This is a genomic window from Streptomyces sp. SAS_281 (assembly GCF_052542855.1).
The window spans coordinates 1-18,034 of sequence record NZ_JBMNDO010000150.1 but is presented as its reverse complement, the minus strand read 5'-3'; the positions used below and the strand labels follow the sequence as shown (position 1 = coordinate 18,034).

General features: G+C 71.2%; 20 protein-coding genes. 11 read left to right on the top strand and 9 right to left on the bottom strand.

Going from position 1 to position 18,034, the window contains the following annotated elements:
* The 4 genes from ACN6LM_RS34330 to ACN6LM_RS34315 form a co-directional block, all read left to right on the top strand.
* Positions 1–419 (top strand): TIM barrel protein (locus ACN6LM_RS34330; RefSeq protein ID WP_445069297.1); only part of this gene is annotated, 419 nt, incomplete at its 5' end.
* A 44-nt stretch (positions 420–463) separates the two neighbouring features.
* A complete protein-coding gene (locus ACN6LM_RS34325; protein WP_445069296.1) occupies positions 464–1,363 on the top strand; it encodes a 2-hydroxy-3-oxopropionate reductase in 900 nt (299 codons plus the stop codon).
* Positions 1,364–1,591: 228 nt separating this feature from the next.
* The gene (locus tag ACN6LM_RS34320) at positions 1,592–3,049 is read left to right on the top strand and encodes a catalase (RefSeq protein ID WP_445069295.1); all 1,458 of its coding nucleotides are present in this window, start codon (positions 1,592–1,594) and stop codon (positions 3,047–3,049) included.
* Positions 3,050–3,462: 413 nt separating this feature from the next.
* Complete coding sequence (locus ACN6LM_RS34315; protein ID WP_445069294.1) at positions 3,463–3,936, top strand: RICIN domain-containing protein; 474 nt, start codon at positions 3,463–3,465, stop codon at positions 3,934–3,936.
* On the opposite strand, the gene ACN6LM_RS34310 is transcribed toward ACN6LM_RS34315, so the two are convergent.
* Positions 3,923–4,642, bottom strand: a complete 720-nt coding sequence (locus tag ACN6LM_RS34310) for a hypothetical protein (protein ID WP_445069293.1) — start codon at positions 4,640–4,642, stop codon at positions 3,923–3,925. The genes ACN6LM_RS34315 and ACN6LM_RS34310 overlap by 14 nt on opposite strands.
* 293 nt (positions 4,643–4,935) lie before the next feature.
* Between ACN6LM_RS34310 and ACN6LM_RS34305 the strand changes: the two genes are divergently transcribed.
* Complete coding sequence (locus tag ACN6LM_RS34305) at positions 4,936–5,160, top strand: hypothetical protein (protein ID WP_445069292.1); 225 nt, start codon at positions 4,936–4,938, stop codon at positions 5,158–5,160.
* A 7-nt stretch (positions 5,161–5,167) separates the two neighbouring features.
* Here the strand turns inward: ACN6LM_RS34305 and ACN6LM_RS34300 are convergent, their stop codons facing one another.
* The 3 genes from ACN6LM_RS34300 to gcl all read right to left on the bottom strand — a co-directional run bounded on the left by ACN6LM_RS34300 (position 5,168) and on the right by gcl (position 8,032).
* Positions 5,168–5,812: a pentapeptide repeat-containing protein gene (locus ACN6LM_RS34300; RefSeq protein WP_445069291.1), complete on the bottom strand. Its 645-nt coding sequence runs from the start codon at positions 5,810–5,812 to the stop codon at positions 5,168–5,170.
* Positions 5,809–6,021 (bottom strand): hypothetical protein, encoded by a 213-nt coding sequence (locus ACN6LM_RS34295; protein WP_445069290.1) that lies wholly within the window; start codon positions 6,019–6,021, stop codon positions 5,809–5,811. The genes ACN6LM_RS34300 and ACN6LM_RS34295 overlap by 4 nt, the downstream gene beginning before the upstream one ends.
* A gap of 226 nt (positions 6,022–6,247) precedes the next feature.
* Positions 6,248–8,032: a glyoxylate carboligase gene (gcl, locus tag ACN6LM_RS34290; protein ID WP_445069289.1), complete on the bottom strand. Its 1,785-nt coding sequence runs from the start codon at positions 8,030–8,032 to the stop codon at positions 6,248–6,250.
* A 261-nt stretch (positions 8,033–8,293) separates the two neighbouring features.
* Between gcl and ACN6LM_RS34285 the strand changes: the two genes are divergently transcribed.
* Complete coding sequence (locus tag ACN6LM_RS34285; RefSeq protein ID WP_445069288.1) at positions 8,294–8,992, top strand: hypothetical protein; 699 nt, start codon at positions 8,294–8,296, stop codon at positions 8,990–8,992.
* Between the two features lie 153 nt (positions 8,993–9,145).
* Positions 9,146–9,370 carry a hypothetical protein gene (locus ACN6LM_RS34280; protein WP_164403429.1) on the top strand — a complete coding sequence of 75 codons (225 nt, stop codon included), beginning with the start codon at positions 9,146–9,148 and terminating at the stop codon, positions 9,368–9,370.
* A 5-nt stretch (positions 9,371–9,375) separates the two neighbouring features.
* Here the strand turns inward: ACN6LM_RS34280 and ACN6LM_RS34275 are convergent, their stop codons facing one another.
* Together ACN6LM_RS34275 and ACN6LM_RS34270 are read right to left on the bottom strand one after the other, a co-directional pair.
* Positions 9,376–10,983 (bottom strand): AMP-binding protein, encoded by a 1,608-nt coding sequence (locus ACN6LM_RS34275; RefSeq protein ID WP_445069287.1) that lies wholly within the window; start codon positions 10,981–10,983, stop codon positions 9,376–9,378.
* Positions 10,980–12,656 carry an AMP-binding protein gene (locus tag ACN6LM_RS34270; protein WP_445069286.1) on the bottom strand — a complete coding sequence of 559 codons (1,677 nt, stop codon included), beginning with the start codon at positions 12,654–12,656 and terminating at the stop codon, positions 10,980–10,982. Before ACN6LM_RS34270 ends, ACN6LM_RS34275 begins: the two co-directional genes overlap by 4 nt.
* A 136-nt stretch (positions 12,657–12,792) precedes the next feature.
* Here ACN6LM_RS34270 and ACN6LM_RS34265 point away from each other — a divergent pair, with 136 nt between their 5' ends.
* Positions 12,793–13,635, top strand: a complete 843-nt coding sequence (locus ACN6LM_RS34265) for a response regulator transcription factor (protein WP_445069285.1) — start codon at positions 12,793–12,795, stop codon at positions 13,633–13,635.
* 42 nt (positions 13,636–13,677) lie between these two features.
* Here the strand turns inward: ACN6LM_RS34265 and ACN6LM_RS34260 are convergent, their stop codons facing one another.
* Positions 13,678–14,823, bottom strand: coding sequence for a winged helix DNA-binding domain-containing protein (locus tag ACN6LM_RS34260; RefSeq protein ID WP_445069284.1), 1,146 nt, complete (start codon positions 14,821–14,823; stop codon positions 13,678–13,680).
* A gap of 119 nt (positions 14,824–14,942) precedes the next feature.
* Between ACN6LM_RS34260 and ACN6LM_RS34255 the strand changes: the two genes are divergently transcribed.
* A complete protein-coding gene (locus ACN6LM_RS34255; RefSeq protein ID WP_445069283.1) occupies positions 14,943–15,821 on the top strand; it encodes a DMT family transporter in 879 nt (292 codons plus the stop codon).
* Between the two features lie 38 nt (positions 15,822–15,859).
* Here the strand turns inward: ACN6LM_RS34255 and ACN6LM_RS34250 are convergent, their stop codons facing one another.
* Both ACN6LM_RS34250 and ACN6LM_RS34245 read right to left on the bottom strand, forming a co-directional pair.
* The gene (locus ACN6LM_RS34250; protein ID WP_445069282.1) at positions 15,860–16,444 is read right to left on the bottom strand and encodes a TerD family protein; all 585 of its coding nucleotides are present in this window, start codon (positions 16,442–16,444) and stop codon (positions 15,860–15,862) included.
* 212 nt (positions 16,445–16,656) lie between these two features.
* Entirely contained in the window at positions 16,657–16,887 is a 231-nt protein-coding gene (locus tag ACN6LM_RS34245) for a DUF6296 family protein (protein WP_361028638.1), read from the bottom strand.
* Between the two features lie 166 nt (positions 16,888–17,053).
* Here ACN6LM_RS34245 and ACN6LM_RS34240 point away from each other — a divergent pair, with 166 nt between their 5' ends.
* A complete protein-coding gene (locus tag ACN6LM_RS34240) occupies positions 17,054–17,506 on the top strand; it encodes a DUF5709 domain-containing protein (RefSeq protein WP_445069281.1) in 453 nt (150 codons plus the stop codon).
* A gap of 120 nt (positions 17,507–17,626) precedes the next feature.
* Positions 17,627–17,989: a nuclear transport factor 2 family protein gene (locus ACN6LM_RS34235; protein WP_445069280.1), complete on the top strand. Its 363-nt coding sequence runs from the start codon at positions 17,627–17,629 to the stop codon at positions 17,987–17,989.
* Positions 17,990–18,034: the final 45 nt, after the last annotated feature.

Here is an 18,034-nt window from a genome sequence, read left to right as displayed (position 1 = left end):
CCCCCCCCCCCCCCGACCGGATCGGCGCGGTGCTGCTGATCGAGACCCTGAACGCCCCGGAGTCGCCGCGCTATCCGCTGGTGAGCGCACCGGCCGGGATCGAGGTCGTGGACCGGGTCAACGCCGCTACCGGCCTCGGCAACGCGAAGTTCCTGCTGGACCTGTACCACCTGTCGATGAACGGCGAGGACCTGAGCCAGGTCATCACCGCGTACGCCGACAAGACCGGGCACGTCCAGATCGCCGACAACCCGGGCCGCGGCGCGCCCGGCACCGGCTCGCTCCCCCTGGAGCAGCTCCTCGACGAGCTGACGAAGGCCGGTTACGAGGGCTGGGTCGGGCTGGAGTACAAGCCCGGCGACCGTCCGAGCGCCGATTCCTTCGACTGGCTCCCGGCCGCGGCGCGTCCCGCCCGCTGAGGCCCCGCAGGAGCCCCTGTACACGCTGATCGGAAGGCACCCTCATGAGCAACAACCTCCCCAAGGTTGCGTGGATCGGTCTCGGCATCATGGGTTCGCCCATGTCGGAGAACCTGATCAAGGCCGGTTACGACGTCACCGGTTACACCCTGGAGCAGGACAAGGTCGACCGGCTGGCCGCGGCCGGCGGCACCGGCGCCTCCTCGATCGCCGAGGCGGTCGAGGACGCGGACGTGGTCATCACGATGGTGCCCGCGTCCCCGCAGGTCGAGGCCATCTCGTACGGCCCCGACGGCATCCTGGAGAACGCGAAGCGCGGGGCGTTGCTGATCGACATGTCCTCGATCACCCCGCAGACCTCCGTGGACCTCGCGAAGAACGCCGCGGAGAAGGGCATCCGGGTCCTGGACGCCCCCGTCTCCGGCGGCGAGGCCGGTGCGATCGAGGCCGTCCTCTCCATCATGGTGGGCGGCGAGCAGGCCGATTTCGACGCGGCCAAGCCGGTGCTCGAAGCGCTCGGCAGGACCATCGTGCTGTGCGGCCCGCACGGCTCCGGCCAGACGGTGAAGGCCGCGAACCAGCTGATCGTCGCGGTGAACATCCAGGCGTGCGCCGAGGCCGTGGTCTTCCTGGAGAAGTCCGGCGTGGACCTCGCCGCCGCGCTGGACGTCCTCAACGGCGGCCTGGCCGGTTCGACCGTGCTGACCCGCAAGAAGGCCAACTTCCTCAACCGGGACTTCGCCCCCGGCTTCCGGATCGACCTGCACCACAAGGACATGGGCATCGTCACGGACGCCGCCCGCAACGTCGGTGCCGCGCTGCCGGTCGGCGGTGTGGTCGCCCAGCTCGTCGCCTCGCTGCGCGCGCAGGGCGACGGCGGCCTGGACCACTCGGCGCTGCTGCGCTCGGTCGAGCGCCTGTCCGGCCTGCCCGTCCAGGGCTGAGCCCGGCCGCTCCCCTCCCTCCCCACAGACTTCCGGACGGTGCCGTCGCTGACACCTGTCCTGTCGCGCCCAGGCGCCGGCACCGTCCGGAACACCCTCCCACCACGAATTTCAACAAACTGTTGACGCCGCATCCCGGGCCTCTTTACGCTCCGGACACGCCCCCAGGACTCTGCCCCCTGGCCGTCGCAGTTCAGCAGCTCCCGTACGGAAGGTCGCCCCGACACCATGACGCAGCGTGTGCTTACGACCGAGTCCGGCGCCCCGGTCGCCGACAACCAGAACTCCGCCACCGCGGGTGCCGGAGGCCCGATCCTCCTCCAGGACGGCCACCTCCTGGAGAAGCTCGCCCGTTTCAACCGGGAGCGCATCCCGGAGCGCGTGGTGCACGCCCGGGGCTCCGGCGCGTACGGCTACTTCGAGGTGACCGACGACGTCACCGCGTACACCCGCGCCGACTTCCTCTCCGAGGTGGGCCGCCGCACCGAGACGTTCCTCCGCTTCTCCACCGTCGCCGACTCGCTGGGCGGCGCGGACGCGGTGCGCGACCCGCGCGGTTTCGCCGTCAAGTTCTACACGGACGAGGGCAATTACGACCTCGTCGGCAACAACACCCCGGTGTTCTTCATCAAGGACCCGATCAAGTTCCCCGACTTCATCCACTCGCAGAAGCGCGACCCGTTCACGGGCCGCCAGGAGCCGGACAACGTCTGGGACTTCTGGGCGAACTCCCCCGAGGCCACGCACCAGATCACCTGGCTGATGGGCGACCGCGGCATCCCCGCCTCGTACCGCCACATGAGCGGCTTCGGCTCGCACACCTACCAGTGGACGAACGCCGCGGGCGACGCGTACTTCGTGAAGTACCACTTCAAGACGAACCAGGGCGTGCGCTCGCTCTCCGCCGACCAGGCCGCCGAGCTCGTCGGCAAGGACGGCAACTCGCACCAGACGGACCTGCTCCAGGCCATCGAGCGCGGCATGAACCCGTCCTGGACGCTTTACGTACAGCTCATGCCGGCCGCCGAGGCAGCGGACTACCGCTTCAACCCGTTCGACGTCACCAAGGTGTGGCCGCACGCGGACTACCCGCTCCAGCGGGTGGGCCGGCTGGTGCTGGACCGCAACCCGGACAACGTCTTCGCCGAGGTCGAGCAGGCCGCGTTCTCGCCGAACAACTTCGTGCCCGGCATCGGTCCGTCCCCGGACAAGATGCTCCAGGGCCGCCTGTTCGCCTACGCGGACGCGCAGCGCTACCGCCTGGGCATCAACCACACCCAGCTCCCGGTCAACGCCCCGCGCGCCGCGACCGCGGACAACTACGGCCGCGACGGCCTCCACGCCACGCGGTACGGCTCGCGCCACGACAAGAACTACGAGCCCAACTCGTACGAGGGCCCCGCCCAGACGGACGCGGCGCCCTCGGCCCCACTCCCCGTCCAGGGCTGGACCGGCACCCACGAGGCGCCCGCCCACACCAAGGACGACGACTTCTTCCAGGCGGGCGAGCTGTACCGCCTGATGTCGGCCGACGAGAAGGACCGCCTGATCGCCAACATCGCGGGCGGCCTCTCCCAGGTCTCCCGTGACGACGTCGTCGAGAAGAACCTCGCCCACTTCCACGCCGCCGACCCCGAGTACGGCAAGCGTGTGGAAGAGGCGGTCCGCGCCCTCCGCGAGGACTGACCTCACCCCTGAACCCTGCCCGCGCCGACGCGTCCACCCGGATGAGGGGTTGTGCGCGACGCGGGCAGGACGAGGCCGCGGCGGTGGCGCGATGCCAGTGCGGTGGTACGCGGGAGGCGGCCCGGTCACCAGACCTGAAGGCCCGTGCAGCCCCCCTTCGCGTTGCCGCCGCGGCCCCTGTTCTTCCCTGAACCAGGGCGCGGAGTACGGATACGGTCCCGTACTCCGCGCCCTTTTCGTGCGCTGGGGGTGTTCGTCGTACCCAGCCAGAGACGGAACGCGCCGGATGGGCAGTGGGACAGGTGGCAGATTCCGTCAGTCGTCGGCGAGTCTCCCTGACATTTCAGGCATTCGGGGTGCTGCTCGGGGATCATGTCGAGGTACCTCCGAGGACCACCGCAAGGAGCCCCCCAGTGCCCCGCCCGACCCGGAAGGCTCTCGCCTCCCTCATCGCCGCAGCCGCCCTCGCCCTCCCCCTCCTCACGCCCGCGCCCGCCTCGGCCGCCACCGCCACCAGCCGCTTCGCGAACTACCGCTACGGTGACTGCCTGCGCGAGACCTCCGAAACCGGCCTGAAGGGCGACCGCTGCACCACCGGACGCGGCAGCCTCCGGTGGCAGTGGAACGGCCGCCTCAACACCAGCACCACGCTGAAGAACGACTTCTGGGGCCGCTGCCTCGACAGCAATGACCGAGGTGACGTCTACCCGCAGCGCTGCAACGGCGGCTCGTACCAGAAGTGGCGCACCGTCCAGCCCGCCGCCCGCAGCGCCGTCATGCTCCAGAGCGTCGGCACGGGCCGCTGCCTCCACCAGCAGGACGACGGCTACTACCGCACCGCCACCTGCGACCGGAACGCCCAGAACCAGCGCTTCACCATCGGCTGATCGAATCTCCCGGCGGATGCAGGTACGACGAGTACCGCTCCAGTTCGTCCAACTGCGCGACGTGGCGTGGTCCGATCCGCGTGCGCCCGTGACCGAGTACCCACGGCAGCAGCTCCGGGGTGGCGTCGTACTCATCGAGGAAACCCAGCTTCAGCTCGGACAGCTGGTCCTCGAAGCACCAGAGATCGACAAGCTCTTCCAGGTGCCTGGTAGCGCTGGGGGTGCGGGCCTGTTCCCACACCTCCAGCCACGGGTTCAGAGCGCCCGTGACGACCGTGACGATGTTGAGGACGTCGTACGCCGCCATCGGGGCCGGGTACCGGTCGAGCGTCGCCGCCCACCAGGACACCCACAGCTCCCGCAGCGCGGTCGTCTCCGCCGGCGGCCACCGCGTCCAGTCGGCCTGAACGAACCGCGTCCCGATCAGCCCTGCGTCGAGGTGCGTCTCGCCCCGCACCAGTAGCCGCGCGATCCGAGGCACCATCCGACGCAGCAATTCCTCCGGCTTGTCCCAGTGCGAGGGCACCTCGCTCAGCGGGGTCGTCACGAGATCGTCGGGCACCGCCTCCGGCGGCCCGGCCAGCGCGGCGATATCGGCCTCGCCATAGCAGTACAGACACCCGTCGAGGTCGAAGTCCCGCGCCGGTACGAACACTTCGCCCAGCTCGTCCAACGCCCGCTGCAACCGCTGTCGCGGATCAGCCATGACAGTCTCCTGCCGGTACTCCACCGCCCAGCGGCGAAGAGCGCGACGTTACGCCATGGCCTTCGTCGAGGAAAGCGAATTGCTGCTGCCCATCAGCCGAGGGCACCTCAGCTTCGAGAAGAACGATCAAGCCCTGCGGCGGCGCAGGGACACGAGCACCAACGGTATGAACGTGCAGGCGGTCGCCGTGGGCGCCGCCCGCGCTCTCCGGTCGCCCCCGCCACACCGAGATCGTTTCGACCGCCTTATCATCCGTTCCGAAGAGGTGAGCACCACCGAGGGGGCCGACGGAGATGACCGCAGCACGTATGGCAGCCGCTGTGCTGGCGACTTGGGCCGCGCTGATCCTGCTTCTGCTCGCGCCGTCCCCCTTGCCGGAGCATTGGCGCTACTACATCTACTCTCCGGCGAGTGTGGGGCTGTGGCTGTTGGCCATGCTCCTCGCCCCCGTCGTGGTCTGCATCGTGAAATGGCCGTGGATCAAGTCGGGCCGACGTGCGCGGCCCGTGGGCCGCTGACAGCGGACTACTCGAAGACGATCCCGGCCTCCCGTGCCAGGCTCAGGGCCAGTTCCATCGATCCCGGGCCCTGCACCACGACGCCTCTGAGTGAGGCGGCGCCGCCCACGTCCGTGAGTGTGCAGTTCTCGAAGCGGACGCTTCCTGGGACCAGGTGCGCGAACTGGGCTCCGGTGAGATCGCAGTTGGTGAAGCGCACGTTGTGCATCTCGGACTTCTGGAAGTCCACGCCGTGCATGGGGACGTCCTCGAAGGCGACGCCGTAGAACCTGCACTCCCGGAAGAGCGCGTGGTCGGCCTTGCCGTTCTCGAAGCGCACGTCGCGGAAGGTCGCGGCCCTCCACGACGACCCGGTGAGACGGCTGCCCGACACGGCGCAGCGAACCAGGGAGACGTCGTCGGCCTTCAGTTCGGCGAAGTCGCAGGTGTCGAGGACGGAGTCGGAGATCTGGCTCTGCCGCATCACGGCCCCGGCGAAGCGGACCCCCTCGAACCGGCAGCCCTCGGCCTCGAACGCCTCCGCGTGGACACCGGCGAAGGAGGTGCCGGCATACACGACGCGCTTGACGATCGCGTCGTCCTCCAGGGCGTCCCGCCACAGCTCCGCCGGTTCGTGGCGGGCCGGCAGGCGCGGTGCCGCGGGATTCTTCACCGGTCCGCCTTGCCGCATGGTTCGGGGCATCCGTGCCGCTCCTTCTCCGCCCGTTTCCGGGCATCCAGCGTCGGGTCTGTCGCACGAGCAGGTGCGACTGGGGTGGTCGGGTACGCGTGGCCGGTGAAGTGGGCGCGGAAGACCTCGGAGATTCCGGGCACCGGCGGCCGCCAGGCGCTGATGGACGTGCGGGGGCGGTCGGAGGTCATGCCAGGAACGTACAAGACGCGCGGGAGGCGCGGCTCGAACCCGCTGGGACGATGCACACGGGGGCGCGTGAGGCCCGATGGCCAGGGCGGCCGAGATGCCCGGCCGAGGCGCGGGACCAGGCCGGCGCGGAAGGCACGTGGACGCACATCCGCGCGGGACACAGGCGAAAGAGCACCTACGGACGTCCGTAGGTGCTCTTCGGGGTCGGGCCTCAGGGCCTACGGATCAGGCTCCGACGTACGGCCTGATCGCCGTAGGGGCGTGCGACGGGTCCGTCGCGATGTCCTCGAACTCATTGACCGACGCGATGTCCGAGCCGCTCATCGAGATGTTCGTGACGCGTTCCAGGATCGCTTCGACCACCACCGGGACGCGGTGTTCCGCGGCCAGCTTCTTCGCCTCCTCGAAGGCCGGGAGGAGGGCGTCCGGCTCCGTGACGCGGATGGCCTTGCAGCCCAGGCCCTCGACCACCTTGACGTGGTCCACGCCGTAGACGCCCAGCTCCGGGGAGTTGAGGTTCTCGAACTCCAGGTTGACCTGGAAGTCGATGTCGAAGTTCCGCTGGGCCTGGCGGATCAGGCCGAGGTACGAGTTGTTGACCAGCACGTGCACGTACGGGATGCGGTGCTGGGCGCCCACCGCCAGCTCCTCCAGCATGAACTGGAAGTCGTAGTCGCCCGAGAGCGCGACCACCGAGCCGTCGGGGTCGGCCGTGGCGACGCCGAGCGCGGCCGGGATGGTCCAGCCGAGGGGCCCGGCCTGGCCGCAGTTGATCCAGTGGCGCGGGCGGTACACGTGGAGCATCTGGGCGCCCGCGATCTGCGAGAGGCCGATCGTCGTGACGTACCGGGTCTCCGGGCCGAACGCGCGGTTCATCTCCTCGTAGACGCGCTGCGGCTTCAGCGGGACGTTGTCGAAGTGCGTACGGCGCTGCAAGGCGGCGCGGCGCTCCTGCGTGGACGCCGCCCAGGCCGAGCGGTCCGCGAGCCTGCCCGCCGTCTTCCGCTCGCGGGCGACCTCCACGAACAGTTCCAGCGCCGCCTTCGCGTCGGAGACGATGCCGAGGTCCGGGGCGAAGATCTTGCCGATCTGAGTGGGCGCGATGTCCACGTGGACGAAGGTGCGGCCCTCCGTGTAGACGTCGAGCTTGCCCGTGTGGCGGTTGGCCCAGCGGTTGCCGATGCCGAGGACGAAGTCGGACTCCAGGAAGTTCGCGTTGCCGTAGCGGTGCGAGGTCTGGAGGCCGACCATGCCGGCGTTCAGCTCGTGGTCGTCGGGGAGGATGCCCCAGCCCATCAGGGTCGGGACGACCGGGACGCCCGTCAACTCGGCGAATTCGACGAGTAGTTCCGACGCGTCGGCGTTGATGATGCCGCCGCCCGCGACGAGCAGCGGGCGCTCCGAGGCGTTGAGCATGTCGAGAGCGCGCTCGATCTGCTTGCGGGACGCTGCCGGCTTGTGCACCGGCAGCGGCTCGTACAGGTCGGGGTCGAACTCGATCTCGGTGAGCTGGACGTCGATCGGGAGGTCGATGAGGACCGGGCCGGGGCGGCCCGTACGCATCAGGTGGAACGCCTGCTGGAAGACGCCGGGGACCTGCGCGGCCTCCAGGACGGTCGTCGCCGCCTTGGTGACCGGGGCGGCGATCGAGGCGATGTCGACGGCCTGGAAGTCCTCCTTGTGCAGGACGGCGGTCGGCGCCTGGCCGGTGATGCACAGGATCGGGATCGAGTCCGCGATCGCGGAGTACAGGCCCGTGATCATGTCGGTGCCGGCGGGCCCCGACGTACCGATGCAGACGCCGATGTTGCCCGGGCGGGCCCGGGTGTAGCCCTCCGCCATGTGGGAGGCGCCCTCCACGTGGCGGGCGAGCGTGTGGTGGACGCCGCCGGCCGCCTTGAGGGCCGCGTAGAAGGGGTTGATCGCGGCGCCGGGCACACCGAACGCGTTGCTGACGCCTTCGCGCTTGAGGATCTCGACTGCCGCGCGGGCAGCGGTCATACGAGGCATTGAGTGCTCCTGCTCGTCCCTGGGTGGAGTCGGGGATGGAGTCGGGCTCTGTCGCGCCACCTGAGAGCACCAAATCACCGATTCCGCATTGCGGAAAACTTCTTCTGTTATGTGGAAGCAAATCTAAGCCGCGTCCGGACCGTCGTCAAGGGAGCGGTGAACGGCGGGGAGAAGGGTGCCGAGTGGGCGGATTCCCCACCCGGCGGCGGGCTCTTGGGGGAGCATGGAGGGATTACGGAAGTGGCACGGAGGGAGCACACGGTGGAGTCAGTGCCGGTACGGTGCCCGGCCTGCCGCCGCGACCACGCGTATGTGACCCCCGCCTACCCGTGCCCGTGCGGGGAGCCGACGGCCCCGCCACTGCTGCGCGGCGCGCCCGTCGTCCCGATCACCCACCGCACCTGGAACGACGACTGGGTGACCGTGCGCTGCCGGGGCTGCGGGCGGCACGACCAGTGGCCGCAGCCCGAGCTGTGCTGCCCGTGCGGCGCGGTGCTGCGGGTGCCGGTGCGGCCGGCGGCTTCCACCGGGGCGGCCCGGCCCGCGCACATACCGCTGCCGCGCACGGCGGCGGCGCCGCGTCCGGCGTTCCGTCCGCTGACCATCCGTACCGCGCGGGACGCGGTCGCGGCGGCGGCGCTCTATCTCACCTGGCTCGGCTTCCGGGACGTCACGCACCCGGTGAACCGGCCGGCGTCCCGGATCGACCTGCGGGCGGCCGGGCTGATCGCCGAGGTCGACTCCACGACCCTGCCGACCGCGCCGCGGGACGTCGAGTGCCTGTGGCTCAACGCGCTCAACGGCTCCGTGCGCGGGGTGCTGTTCTCGCTCGCGGGCTACACACCGGAGGCCCGGAAGCGCGCGGACACCCTGCGCGTTCCGCTGTTCGTCCTGGACCTCACCGGCACGCCGCAGCCGGTGAACGGTGCGGCGGACGAACTCGTCAGCACCGGCGCCTGACCGCGCGCACCTCACACTTTCGGACACGGCGGCCGGTCGAGGTGTCGTACCTCACAGGAACCGCCCGGCCACCCTGCGTGTGATCCGTCACGTTCTGGCCAACGGCCCTCGATGTGCGGTTCGTTGTCAGTGGCGGGCCCTACAGTGGAGCGCATGGTCTTAACTCCACGGACTTCACCACCCTCGGACACGCCCGCGCACGCCCCCGCGCTCCCGAGGCGCTCCGCCCTGGAGGCCAACGAGGCGATTCGCGCGCTCGTGGACGCCCGCGCGGGCCAGGACTGGTCCCCCGTGGAGTCCGCCGCGTACGAGGTGCTGCTCCTCCAGTGGGCGGCGGCGACGCGGGGCGGCACGGGGGACGTGACCGAGGCGGCCTGAGCTTCTCAACGCCGGTAGGTCTCCCGCAGTTCGATCTTGCGGACCTTGCCGCTGACCGTCATCGGGAAGGTCTCCAGGATCTGGAGCAGGCGCGGGATCTTGTAGTGCGCCAACTGCCCCTCGCAGAAGGCCCGTACGTCCTCCAGGGCCGGCGGGTCGGCCGGGTCGGCGGGGATGACGCAGGCCAGCACCTCCTCGCCGTACCGCTCGTCGGGCACGCCGACCACCTGCACGTCGGCGATCTTCGGGTGGCGGTACAGGAACTCCTCGATCTCGCGCGGGTAGATGTTCTCGCCGCCCCGGATGATCACGTCCTTGATGCGCCCGACGATCTGTACGTAGCCGTCCTCACGCATCACCGCGAGGTCCCCGGTGTGCATCCAGCGCCCCGCGTCGATCGCCTCGGCGGTGCGCTCGGGCTGGTCCCAGTAGCCGAGCATCACGCTGTAGCCCCGGGTGCACAGCTCACCCGACCGGCCGCGCTCCAGGGTCACACCCGTCGCGGGGTCGATGACCTTGACCTCGATGTGCGGCATGACGCGGCCCACGGTGCCGGTGCGGCGTTCCAGGTCGTCGTCGCGGCGGGTCTGCGTCGAGACCGGGGAGGTCTCCGTCATGCCGTAGCAGATGGACACCTCCTCCATGTGCATCTCGGCCACCACCCGCTTCATCACCTCGACCGGGCACGGCGACCCGGCCATGATGCCGGTGCGCAGCGAGGACAGGTCGTACGAGGCGAAGTCCGGCAGGTTGAGCTCGGCGATGAACATCGTGGGCACCCCGTACAGCGAGGTGCAGCGCTCCTGCTGCACGGCGCCCAGCACGGCGGCCGGTTCGAACGAGCCGCCGGGGATCACGATGCAGGCGCCGTGCGAGGTGATCCCGAGGTTGCCCATCACCATGCCGAAGCAGTGGTAGAAGGGGACGGGCAGGCAGACCCGGTCCTCCTCGGTGTAGGCGACCAGCTCCCCCACGAAGTACCCGTTGTTGAGGATGTTGTGGTGGGAGAGAGTCGCCCCCTTGGGGAATCCGGTGGTGCCGGAGGTGTACTGGATGTTGATCGGGTCGTCGCAGGACAGCGCCGCCTCGCGTTCCGCGAGCTGACTGACCGTCACCTGGGGCGCGGTGGCCAGGAGTTCGCCCCAGGTCCCGTCGCCGATGTAGTGCACCGCGCGCAGGTCCGGGCAGTTGGCGCGGACCTGCTCGACCAGGGCCCGGTAGTCGCTGGTGTGGCGCGCGAGGGAGGCGGCGAGCAGGGAGATGCCCGCCTGCTTCAGCACGTACTCCAGCTCGTGCGCCCGGTAGGCCGGGTTGATGTTCACCATGATCGCGCCGATGCGGGCGGTGGCGTACTGGACGAGCACCCACTCGGGGCAGTTGACCGCCCAGATGCCGACCCGGTCCCCCTTGGCCACGCCCGACGCCATCAGCGCCCGCGCCAGCTCGTCCACGGCCGCGCCGAACTCCGTGTACGTCCAGCGCCGCCCGGACGGTACGTCGACCAGTGCCTCGCGGTCGGGCCAGGCGGCGACGGCCCGGTCCAGGTTGCGGCCGATGGTGTCGCCGAGCAGGGCGGTCGTGCCCGTGCCGTGCGCGTACGAGAGCGCGGTCATGCCAGGTCCCCCTCGGCGTACTCGATGCCGCCGCCCTGGGCGGTGCGCTCGCGCAGTTCGATCCGGCGGATCTTGCCGGAGACGGTCTTCGGCAGCTCCGCGAACTCCAGCCGCCGGACCCGCTTGTACGGGGCGAGCACAGACCGGGAGTGGGCGAAGAGCACCTTGGCGGTGTCGGGCCCGGGCTCCCAGCCCTCGGCGAGCACCACGTACGCCTTCGGGACGGAGAGGCGGACCTCGTCGGGGGCCGGGACGACGGCGGCCTCGACCACCGCCTCGTGCTCCAGCAGGGCGCTCTCCAGCTCGAACGGCGAGATCTTGTAGTCGGAGGACTTGAAGACGTCGTCGGCGCGCCCCACGTAGGTGATGTAGCCGTCCTCGTCGCGGGAACCGATGTCCCCGGTGCGGTAGTAGCCGCCGGCCATCGCCTCGGCCGTCCGCTCCGGGTCGCCGTGGTAGGCGGTCATCAGGCCCACCGGACGCGCCGACAGGTCGAGCGAGATCTCGCCCTCGACCGCGCCGGGCTCCCCGCTCACCGGGTCGAGCAGGACGACCCGGAATCCGGGACTGGGCCGCCCCATGGAGCCGGGCTTCAGGGCCTGGCCGGGGGTGTTGGCGACCTGGACGGCGGTCTCCGTCTGGCCGAAGCCGTCCCGGATGGTGACGCCCCAGGCGCGCCGGACCGCCTCGATGACCTCGGGGTTCAAAGGTTCGCCGGCGGCGACGACCTCGCGCGGCGGGGTCTTCAGCTGGGTCAGGTCCGCCTGGATGAGCATGCGCCACACGGTGGGCGGGGCGCAGAAGCTCGTGATGCCGGAGCGGTCCATCTCGGCCATCAGACGGCCGGCGTCGAAGCGGGTGTAGTTGAAGATGAAGACGGTCGCCTCCGCGCTCCACGGGGCGAAGAGGTTGGACCAGGCGTGCTTGGCCCAGCCGGGCGAGGAGATGTTGAGGTGGACGTCGCCGGGCTTCAGTCCGATCCAGTACATCGTCGCCAAGTGGCCCACGGGGTACGAGACATGGGTGTGCTCGACCAGCTTGGGGCTGGCGGTCGTGCCGGAGGTGAAGTAGAGCATCAGCGGTTCGTCCGCGTCGGTCTCGCGGTCCGGCGTGAACGTGCGGGGGGCCTCGGCCGCCTCCGCGTAGTCGAGCCAGCCCTCGGTCGGGGCGCCGACGCAGACACGGGTGTAGCGGCCGGGCACCTCGGCGAACTTCGCCGTGTCGGTGTCGCGGACCAGGACGTGCCGGACCCGGCCGCGCTCGACCCGGTCGCGCAGGTCGGCGGGGCCGAGCAGCGGGGTCGCGGGGATGACGACGGCTCGGAGCTTCATCGCGGCGAGCGCGGTCTCCCACAGCTCGACCTGGTTGCCGAGCATGACGAGGACGCGGTCGCCCTCGCGCACACCCTGGGCGCGCAGCCAGTTCGCGGCCCGGTCGGACCGGGCGGACATCTCGGCGAACGACACCTCGGTACGGGTGCCGTCCTCCTCCACGATGTGCAGGGCGGTGCGGTCGTTGTCCCGGGCGATGACGTCGAACCAGTCGAGCGCCCAGTTGAAGTGGTCGTCGCGGGGCCAGCGGAAGCCCTCGTAGGCTGCGGCGTAGTCCTCGCGATGCCGGAGCAGGAAGTCCCGGGCCGCCCGGAACGTCTCCGTCGCACTCGTTTCCGGCATGTGCCCTCCTCTTTACCGACCCGGCCGGTCCTTTGGCTCCTCCCATGATGTAAACAGTGACCCAGGTCTCACCACCCCCGGACGGGGGTGGCGCGGGGCCGCCATTCCATCGGGGGCCGGGCAGAGAGGCGGCAGGGTGCCGGAATCCGTCGACGCGGTCGAGATGCAAGCGGCGCTGCTGCGGCTGCGCCGGACGAGCGGGTTGCCGGTGGCTTTCGGGGGGCTGCTCTCCGACAGCCGCCACGCCAGGATCGCCGAGGTGAACGGGGCGCGGACGGGGGCCCTGCGGGGTCTCGTGATCTCGTCGGGCAGCGGCCTGGGCGGCAAGTCCATGGCTCTGTCGAGGCCGTGCGCGGTGACCGACTACCGCTTCTCGCGCCACATCAGCCACGAGTACGACACGGCCGTCGCGGCCGAGGGCCTGCGCTCGGTGGTCGCCGTCCCGGTCGTGGTGCGGCGCGAGGTGCGGGGAGTGCTGTACGGGGCGCTGCGTGAGCCGCTCACGCTGGGGGACCGCACGTTCGACGCGGCGGTGGCCGCGGCCCGGGACGTGGAGCAGGCGCTGGTGGTCCGGGACGAGGCGCGGCGGCTGCTGTCGGCGGGCCGCCCGGAGCCGGACGCCGCTCCCGGGGCGGCGGGGGCCTGGGAGGACGTCCGGGAGGCGCACCGCGAGCTGCGCGCCCTGATGCCGAAGGTGCTGGACCCGGCGCTGCGGGACGAGCTGCTCGCGGTGTGCGGGCGGCTGGCCTCGGCGACGGGCACCCGGGAGCCCGGGGCGCGCGAGGTCCGGCTCGCGCCGCGCGAGATCGATGTGCTGGCGTGTGTGGCGGCGGGCGCGACGAACGCGGTGGCGGCGGACCGGCTGGGGCTGCGCCCGGAGACGGTGAAGGGCTATCTGCGGTCCGCGATGCGGCGGCTGGGCGCGCACACCCGGCTGGAGGCGGTGGTGGCGGCCCGGCGGGCGGGGCTGCTGCCGTAGGGCGTGTCCCCCGACCTCACCAGGCGGTACACCCGGCGCTCCTCAGCGCCCCAGGTCCACGAACTTCCCGAACCGGATGTCGTGCTCCGCGGCCGGGGTCATCGCCGCGATCAGGTCCGCCGCCTCCTCCGTCAGGGCGTCGCGCTCGGCGGCGGTCAGCGGACGGACCTCCTGCACGGTGACGACGGCCGGGGCGTCGCGCGGGGTGTTCAGCCGCCAGACCGCCGCGAAGAACCCGTCCACCAGCACGCTGCCGTACACCTGGTTGCCCACCCCGTTGAGGCCCTTGAGGGGCGCCGGGATGATGCGGGTGCGGTCCGCGTGGCCGAGCAGGACGTTGTCGAACTCGGGCAGGAAGCGGGGCGGGGCGGGGGTGTCCTCGGCGGGGCGCGGGGCATCGGGCAGGTCAAAGAGCTCGGTGCCGTGCTCGTCGCGGAAGGTGACGAGCCGGGGCCGCAGCCGCTCGAAGACCTCCTTCAGGCGGGTCAGTCCGGCCCAGGTCTGCATGTCCTTCACCGAGGCGGGGCCGAACGCGCCGAGGTAGCGCAGCACGGCGCCCTCGATGTCGGGGGCCACACCGGCCGGGCGTCCGAGCCAGTGCTCGACGGTGGTGAGCGCGACGCCGCCGCTCACGCCCCAGAGGCCGCGTGGGGTGACCTGGACCAGGGGCAGCAGACAGCGGGCGGCGGTGCTCAGGGCCTGCGGGTCCGCTTCGGGCCACTCGGTGAGCAGCCGGGTGCGGATCTCCTTCGGGGTGCGGGGCGTCTCCTCGACGTATGCCCTGCTCACCTCGCGCAGACGGTCCAGGTCCACGCCCGTGAGCCCCTTGCGGAAGATGCCGAGCTCCCGGTCGCGGGCCGCCTGCACCAGAGGCCGCAGCGTGAGGGCGTCGTCGGCGGTGTGGGTGTGGATGGTCGAGCGCAGCGAGACGATGCGGAGGACCTCGCGGGACTCCATCAGCGCGGACAGTTCGGCCGGCCGGAAGCCGTGGAGCCGGGCCAGGAGCTGGTAGTACGGCGGCTTGGTGTTCTGCGCCTGGAGGCCGACGAGGTGGGTGACGGCGTCCTTCGCGCTCATCGCGGCCCGGCGCAGCAGGAGCTGGCGGTCCAGGGTCGCCCGGCCGAGGGCCCTGGGCGTGAGCACGGGGACGGGGGCGGCGCCGGCGGAGGTCTTCTTCTTCACGGCCATGACGGGCACGCTACGCCTCCATGCGGTCGGATCCGGTCCTGATGAGGGGCCTTCCCGGGCCGCCATGCCGTCATGTGGCGAAGCCGGGATCGGGGCGGGGCCGCCCCCATCATGGTCCCGTGATCGCCGTCCTGTTCGCCGTCCTGACCGCCCTCAGCAACGGTTCCGCCTCCGTGCTCCAGCGCCGCGCCGCCCTCGACGTCCCGCAGACCGAGGCCATGCGGGTGTCACTCATCGGCCATCTGCTGCGTCAGAAGGTGTGGCTCGCGGGGATCGCCCTGGTGATCGTCGCCGCCGTCTGCCAGGCCGTCGCGCTGGCCACGGGACCGATCTCCGTGGTGCAGCCCATCTTCGTGATCGAGCTTCCGGCGACCCTGCTGCTGGCCGGTTTCATGATGCGGGCGCGGGTGCCCCGGACGGTCTGGCTCGGGGTCGCCGCGGTGACGGCCGGGCTGGCCCTCGGAATGGCGACGGCCGCGCCGGGCGGCGGCAGCGACTCCGTGCACGGGGCGGCGTGGGTGCCGGCGCTGATCCTGACGGCCGTGTTCGAGGCGCTGCTGATCGCGGGCGCGCTGGCCACCCGGGGCAATCTCCGGGCCGCCCTGCTGGCCACGGCCGCCGCCTGCGGTTACGCGCTGACCGCCGCGCTGATGAAGGACGCGATGGCGCGGCTCGACGCGGGCGGCGCCGGGGCGCTGTTCAGCTCCTGGCAGCTGTACGCCACGGCGGCGGCGGGGGTCGGCGCGCTGTTCCTCCTCCAGAACGCCCTTCAGGCGGGCACGCTCGTCGCCGTGCAGCCGTGCCTGACGCTGGGCGACGCCCTGATCAGCGTCCTGTACGGGGTGACCCTGTTCGGCGAGGAGGTGCGCACCGGCTGGTGGGTGCTGCCCGAGCTGCTGGCCCTGGGGCTGATCGCGGCGGGGTGCGTGGAGCTGGCGCGGTCGCCGCTGGCCGCCGGGAACCCGACGGCCCTGGCCCGCGCGCGCCGGGTCGACTGACCGGGCGCGCACGGGCCGGGGCCGCGTCGTACGCCGTACTACTTGCTGATCGCGAACCGCATCAGGGCGTGCTCGTCGCCCTGCTTGATCTTGCCGGTCTCGTTGATCACCTGGAGCTTCCAGCCGGCACCGACGCGCATGGCCTTCGCCACGGCGCAGCCGTTGTCGCTGGTCAGCAGGGACGGCCAGATGTCGGCGACCTGCTGGCTGCTGCCGCCCGTGGCGTCGTAGACCTTGATGCTGACGTTGCGCGCGTTCTGGAAGGCGCTGCCCTTCTTGTACGCGGCGGCGACGAAGACGATCGCCGTGACGTTCGAAGGGATCTTGGCGAAGTCGACGGTCACCGTCTCGTCGTCGCCCTCGCCCTTGCCGGTCTGGTTGTCACCACTGTGGACCAGCGAGCCGTTGCCCAGCGGGTCGAGGGAGTCCAGGCCGGCCAGCCGCACCGGGTCCGCGCCCTGCATCGCGATGGCGATCAGGTCGAGGTCGGTCCCCTTCTTCTGCTTCAGCTTCCCCATCAGCCCGCCACTGCTGCCGACGGTGGGGTCCCAGGAGACGCCGATGGAGAGGTGGGTCACTCCGTCCAGGTCCGCCGGGCCGTCTTCCTTCTTCAACGTGATCATGCGTGATCCTCTTCGTGGCGAGATTCCTACAAGGTGAGTCTGCCTGGTGTCCTCCCGCTACCCCTCACCCGGGGCAAAATTTCGACCAAGTGTGGGAGGGGCCCGACCAGAATGTCCTGCCTCGGCATGATGTACGGGCACGTTTCCCCGTGATACGGGCATGGAAAGGGCGCCCGGGCCGCGGCGCGGACCGGGCGTCGGTTGTCAGCCGCTCAGGCGGCTTCCTCGCGCACCACCATCGGCGTCCCCAGGTGCTGGTGACCGCCGCTGGCGAGCATGCGCACCTCCGCGTGATCGCTGATCTCGGCGCGGACGATGCCGGTGTCGTCCTCGTAGACGGGGTGTCCGCCCGCACCGCTCTGTGCCGTCCGGTGGACGGTGACGGCGTCGTCCTCCACTGCCGCGGACTGGAAGACGAGCTCGTAGCTCTCCGGATACTCCATGACGGCTCTCCAGACGACCGTTTCCGGGCAGGCTCCTCGGAGCGCGCCCGCCCTGCACTGCCCATGGTCGCGCACACCCGTGCGGGATGCAGATGCGCGCGCCCTGCGGGTCCGGACAGGGGCTGCCTATGCTGAAGGAGAGTCCCGCCGCGGGAAGGGAAACGCCATGGACGAGGTCGGTCTGGGCGACGACGTCTATCAGCCCCAGCAGGAGTCGGAGGCATCCGATCCGGTCGAGCAGCTCGACACGGAGGACACCTTGGACGACCCGGACGTCGAAGACGTCCTGGACCGGGGCTACTCGCCTCCCGAGCGCCCCTACGCCGTGGACGACCTCGGCACCACCGCCGCCGAGCAGCACCGGGGCGAGTCCCTGGAGAGCCGCCTCGCGCGCGAGCGGCCCGACGGCGGCGGCCCTCCCGGTGACGGGGTGGGCGATGTGGTGGACGGGGACGGCGAGCCCTGGGACCGCGAGGTCGGCACCGTACGCGCCGGGCGGCTCACCCGGGACCTCGGCATCGACGAGCCGGACAGCACGGCGGGCGAGGACGTCGGGATCGACGGCGCCGCCGCCTCCGCCGAGGAGGCCGCCGTGCACGTCATCGCGGACGAGGCGTAGCCGGGTCCGTCCCCCTTACCCCGGAGGTAATCGACGCCCCGCGCGCCGTCGGACATCGTGTTCCTCACGAGCACAGCGCTCCCGGCCCACCGGCCGGAAGCCTTACGGGAGGGATCCACGATGACCGCCTACGACGACGCCGTGCAGCGCTACCTCGTCGCCTGGAACGCCGGGCCCGAGGAGCTGGAGAAGGCCGTCGCCGCCGCGTTCACCGACGACGCCGCGTACACCGACCCGCTGGTCGACGTACGGGGGCACGAGCAGCTGGCGGCCGCCATCGGCGGAGTGCGGCAGCAGTTCCCGGGGTTCGCGTTCCGCCCGGCCGGTGCGGTGGACGGACACCACGCGCTGGTCCGCTTCGGGTGGGAGCTGGTCGCGCCCGACGGCTCGGCGCCCGTCGCCGGCTTCGACGTGGCCACGCTCGCCGAGGACGGCCGGATCGCCTCGGTCAGCGGCTTCCTGGACCGGGTGCCGACGGCCTGAACGGCCAGGCGCGGTACGGCGGCGGGGGGGGCCGCCCGTCGCCGT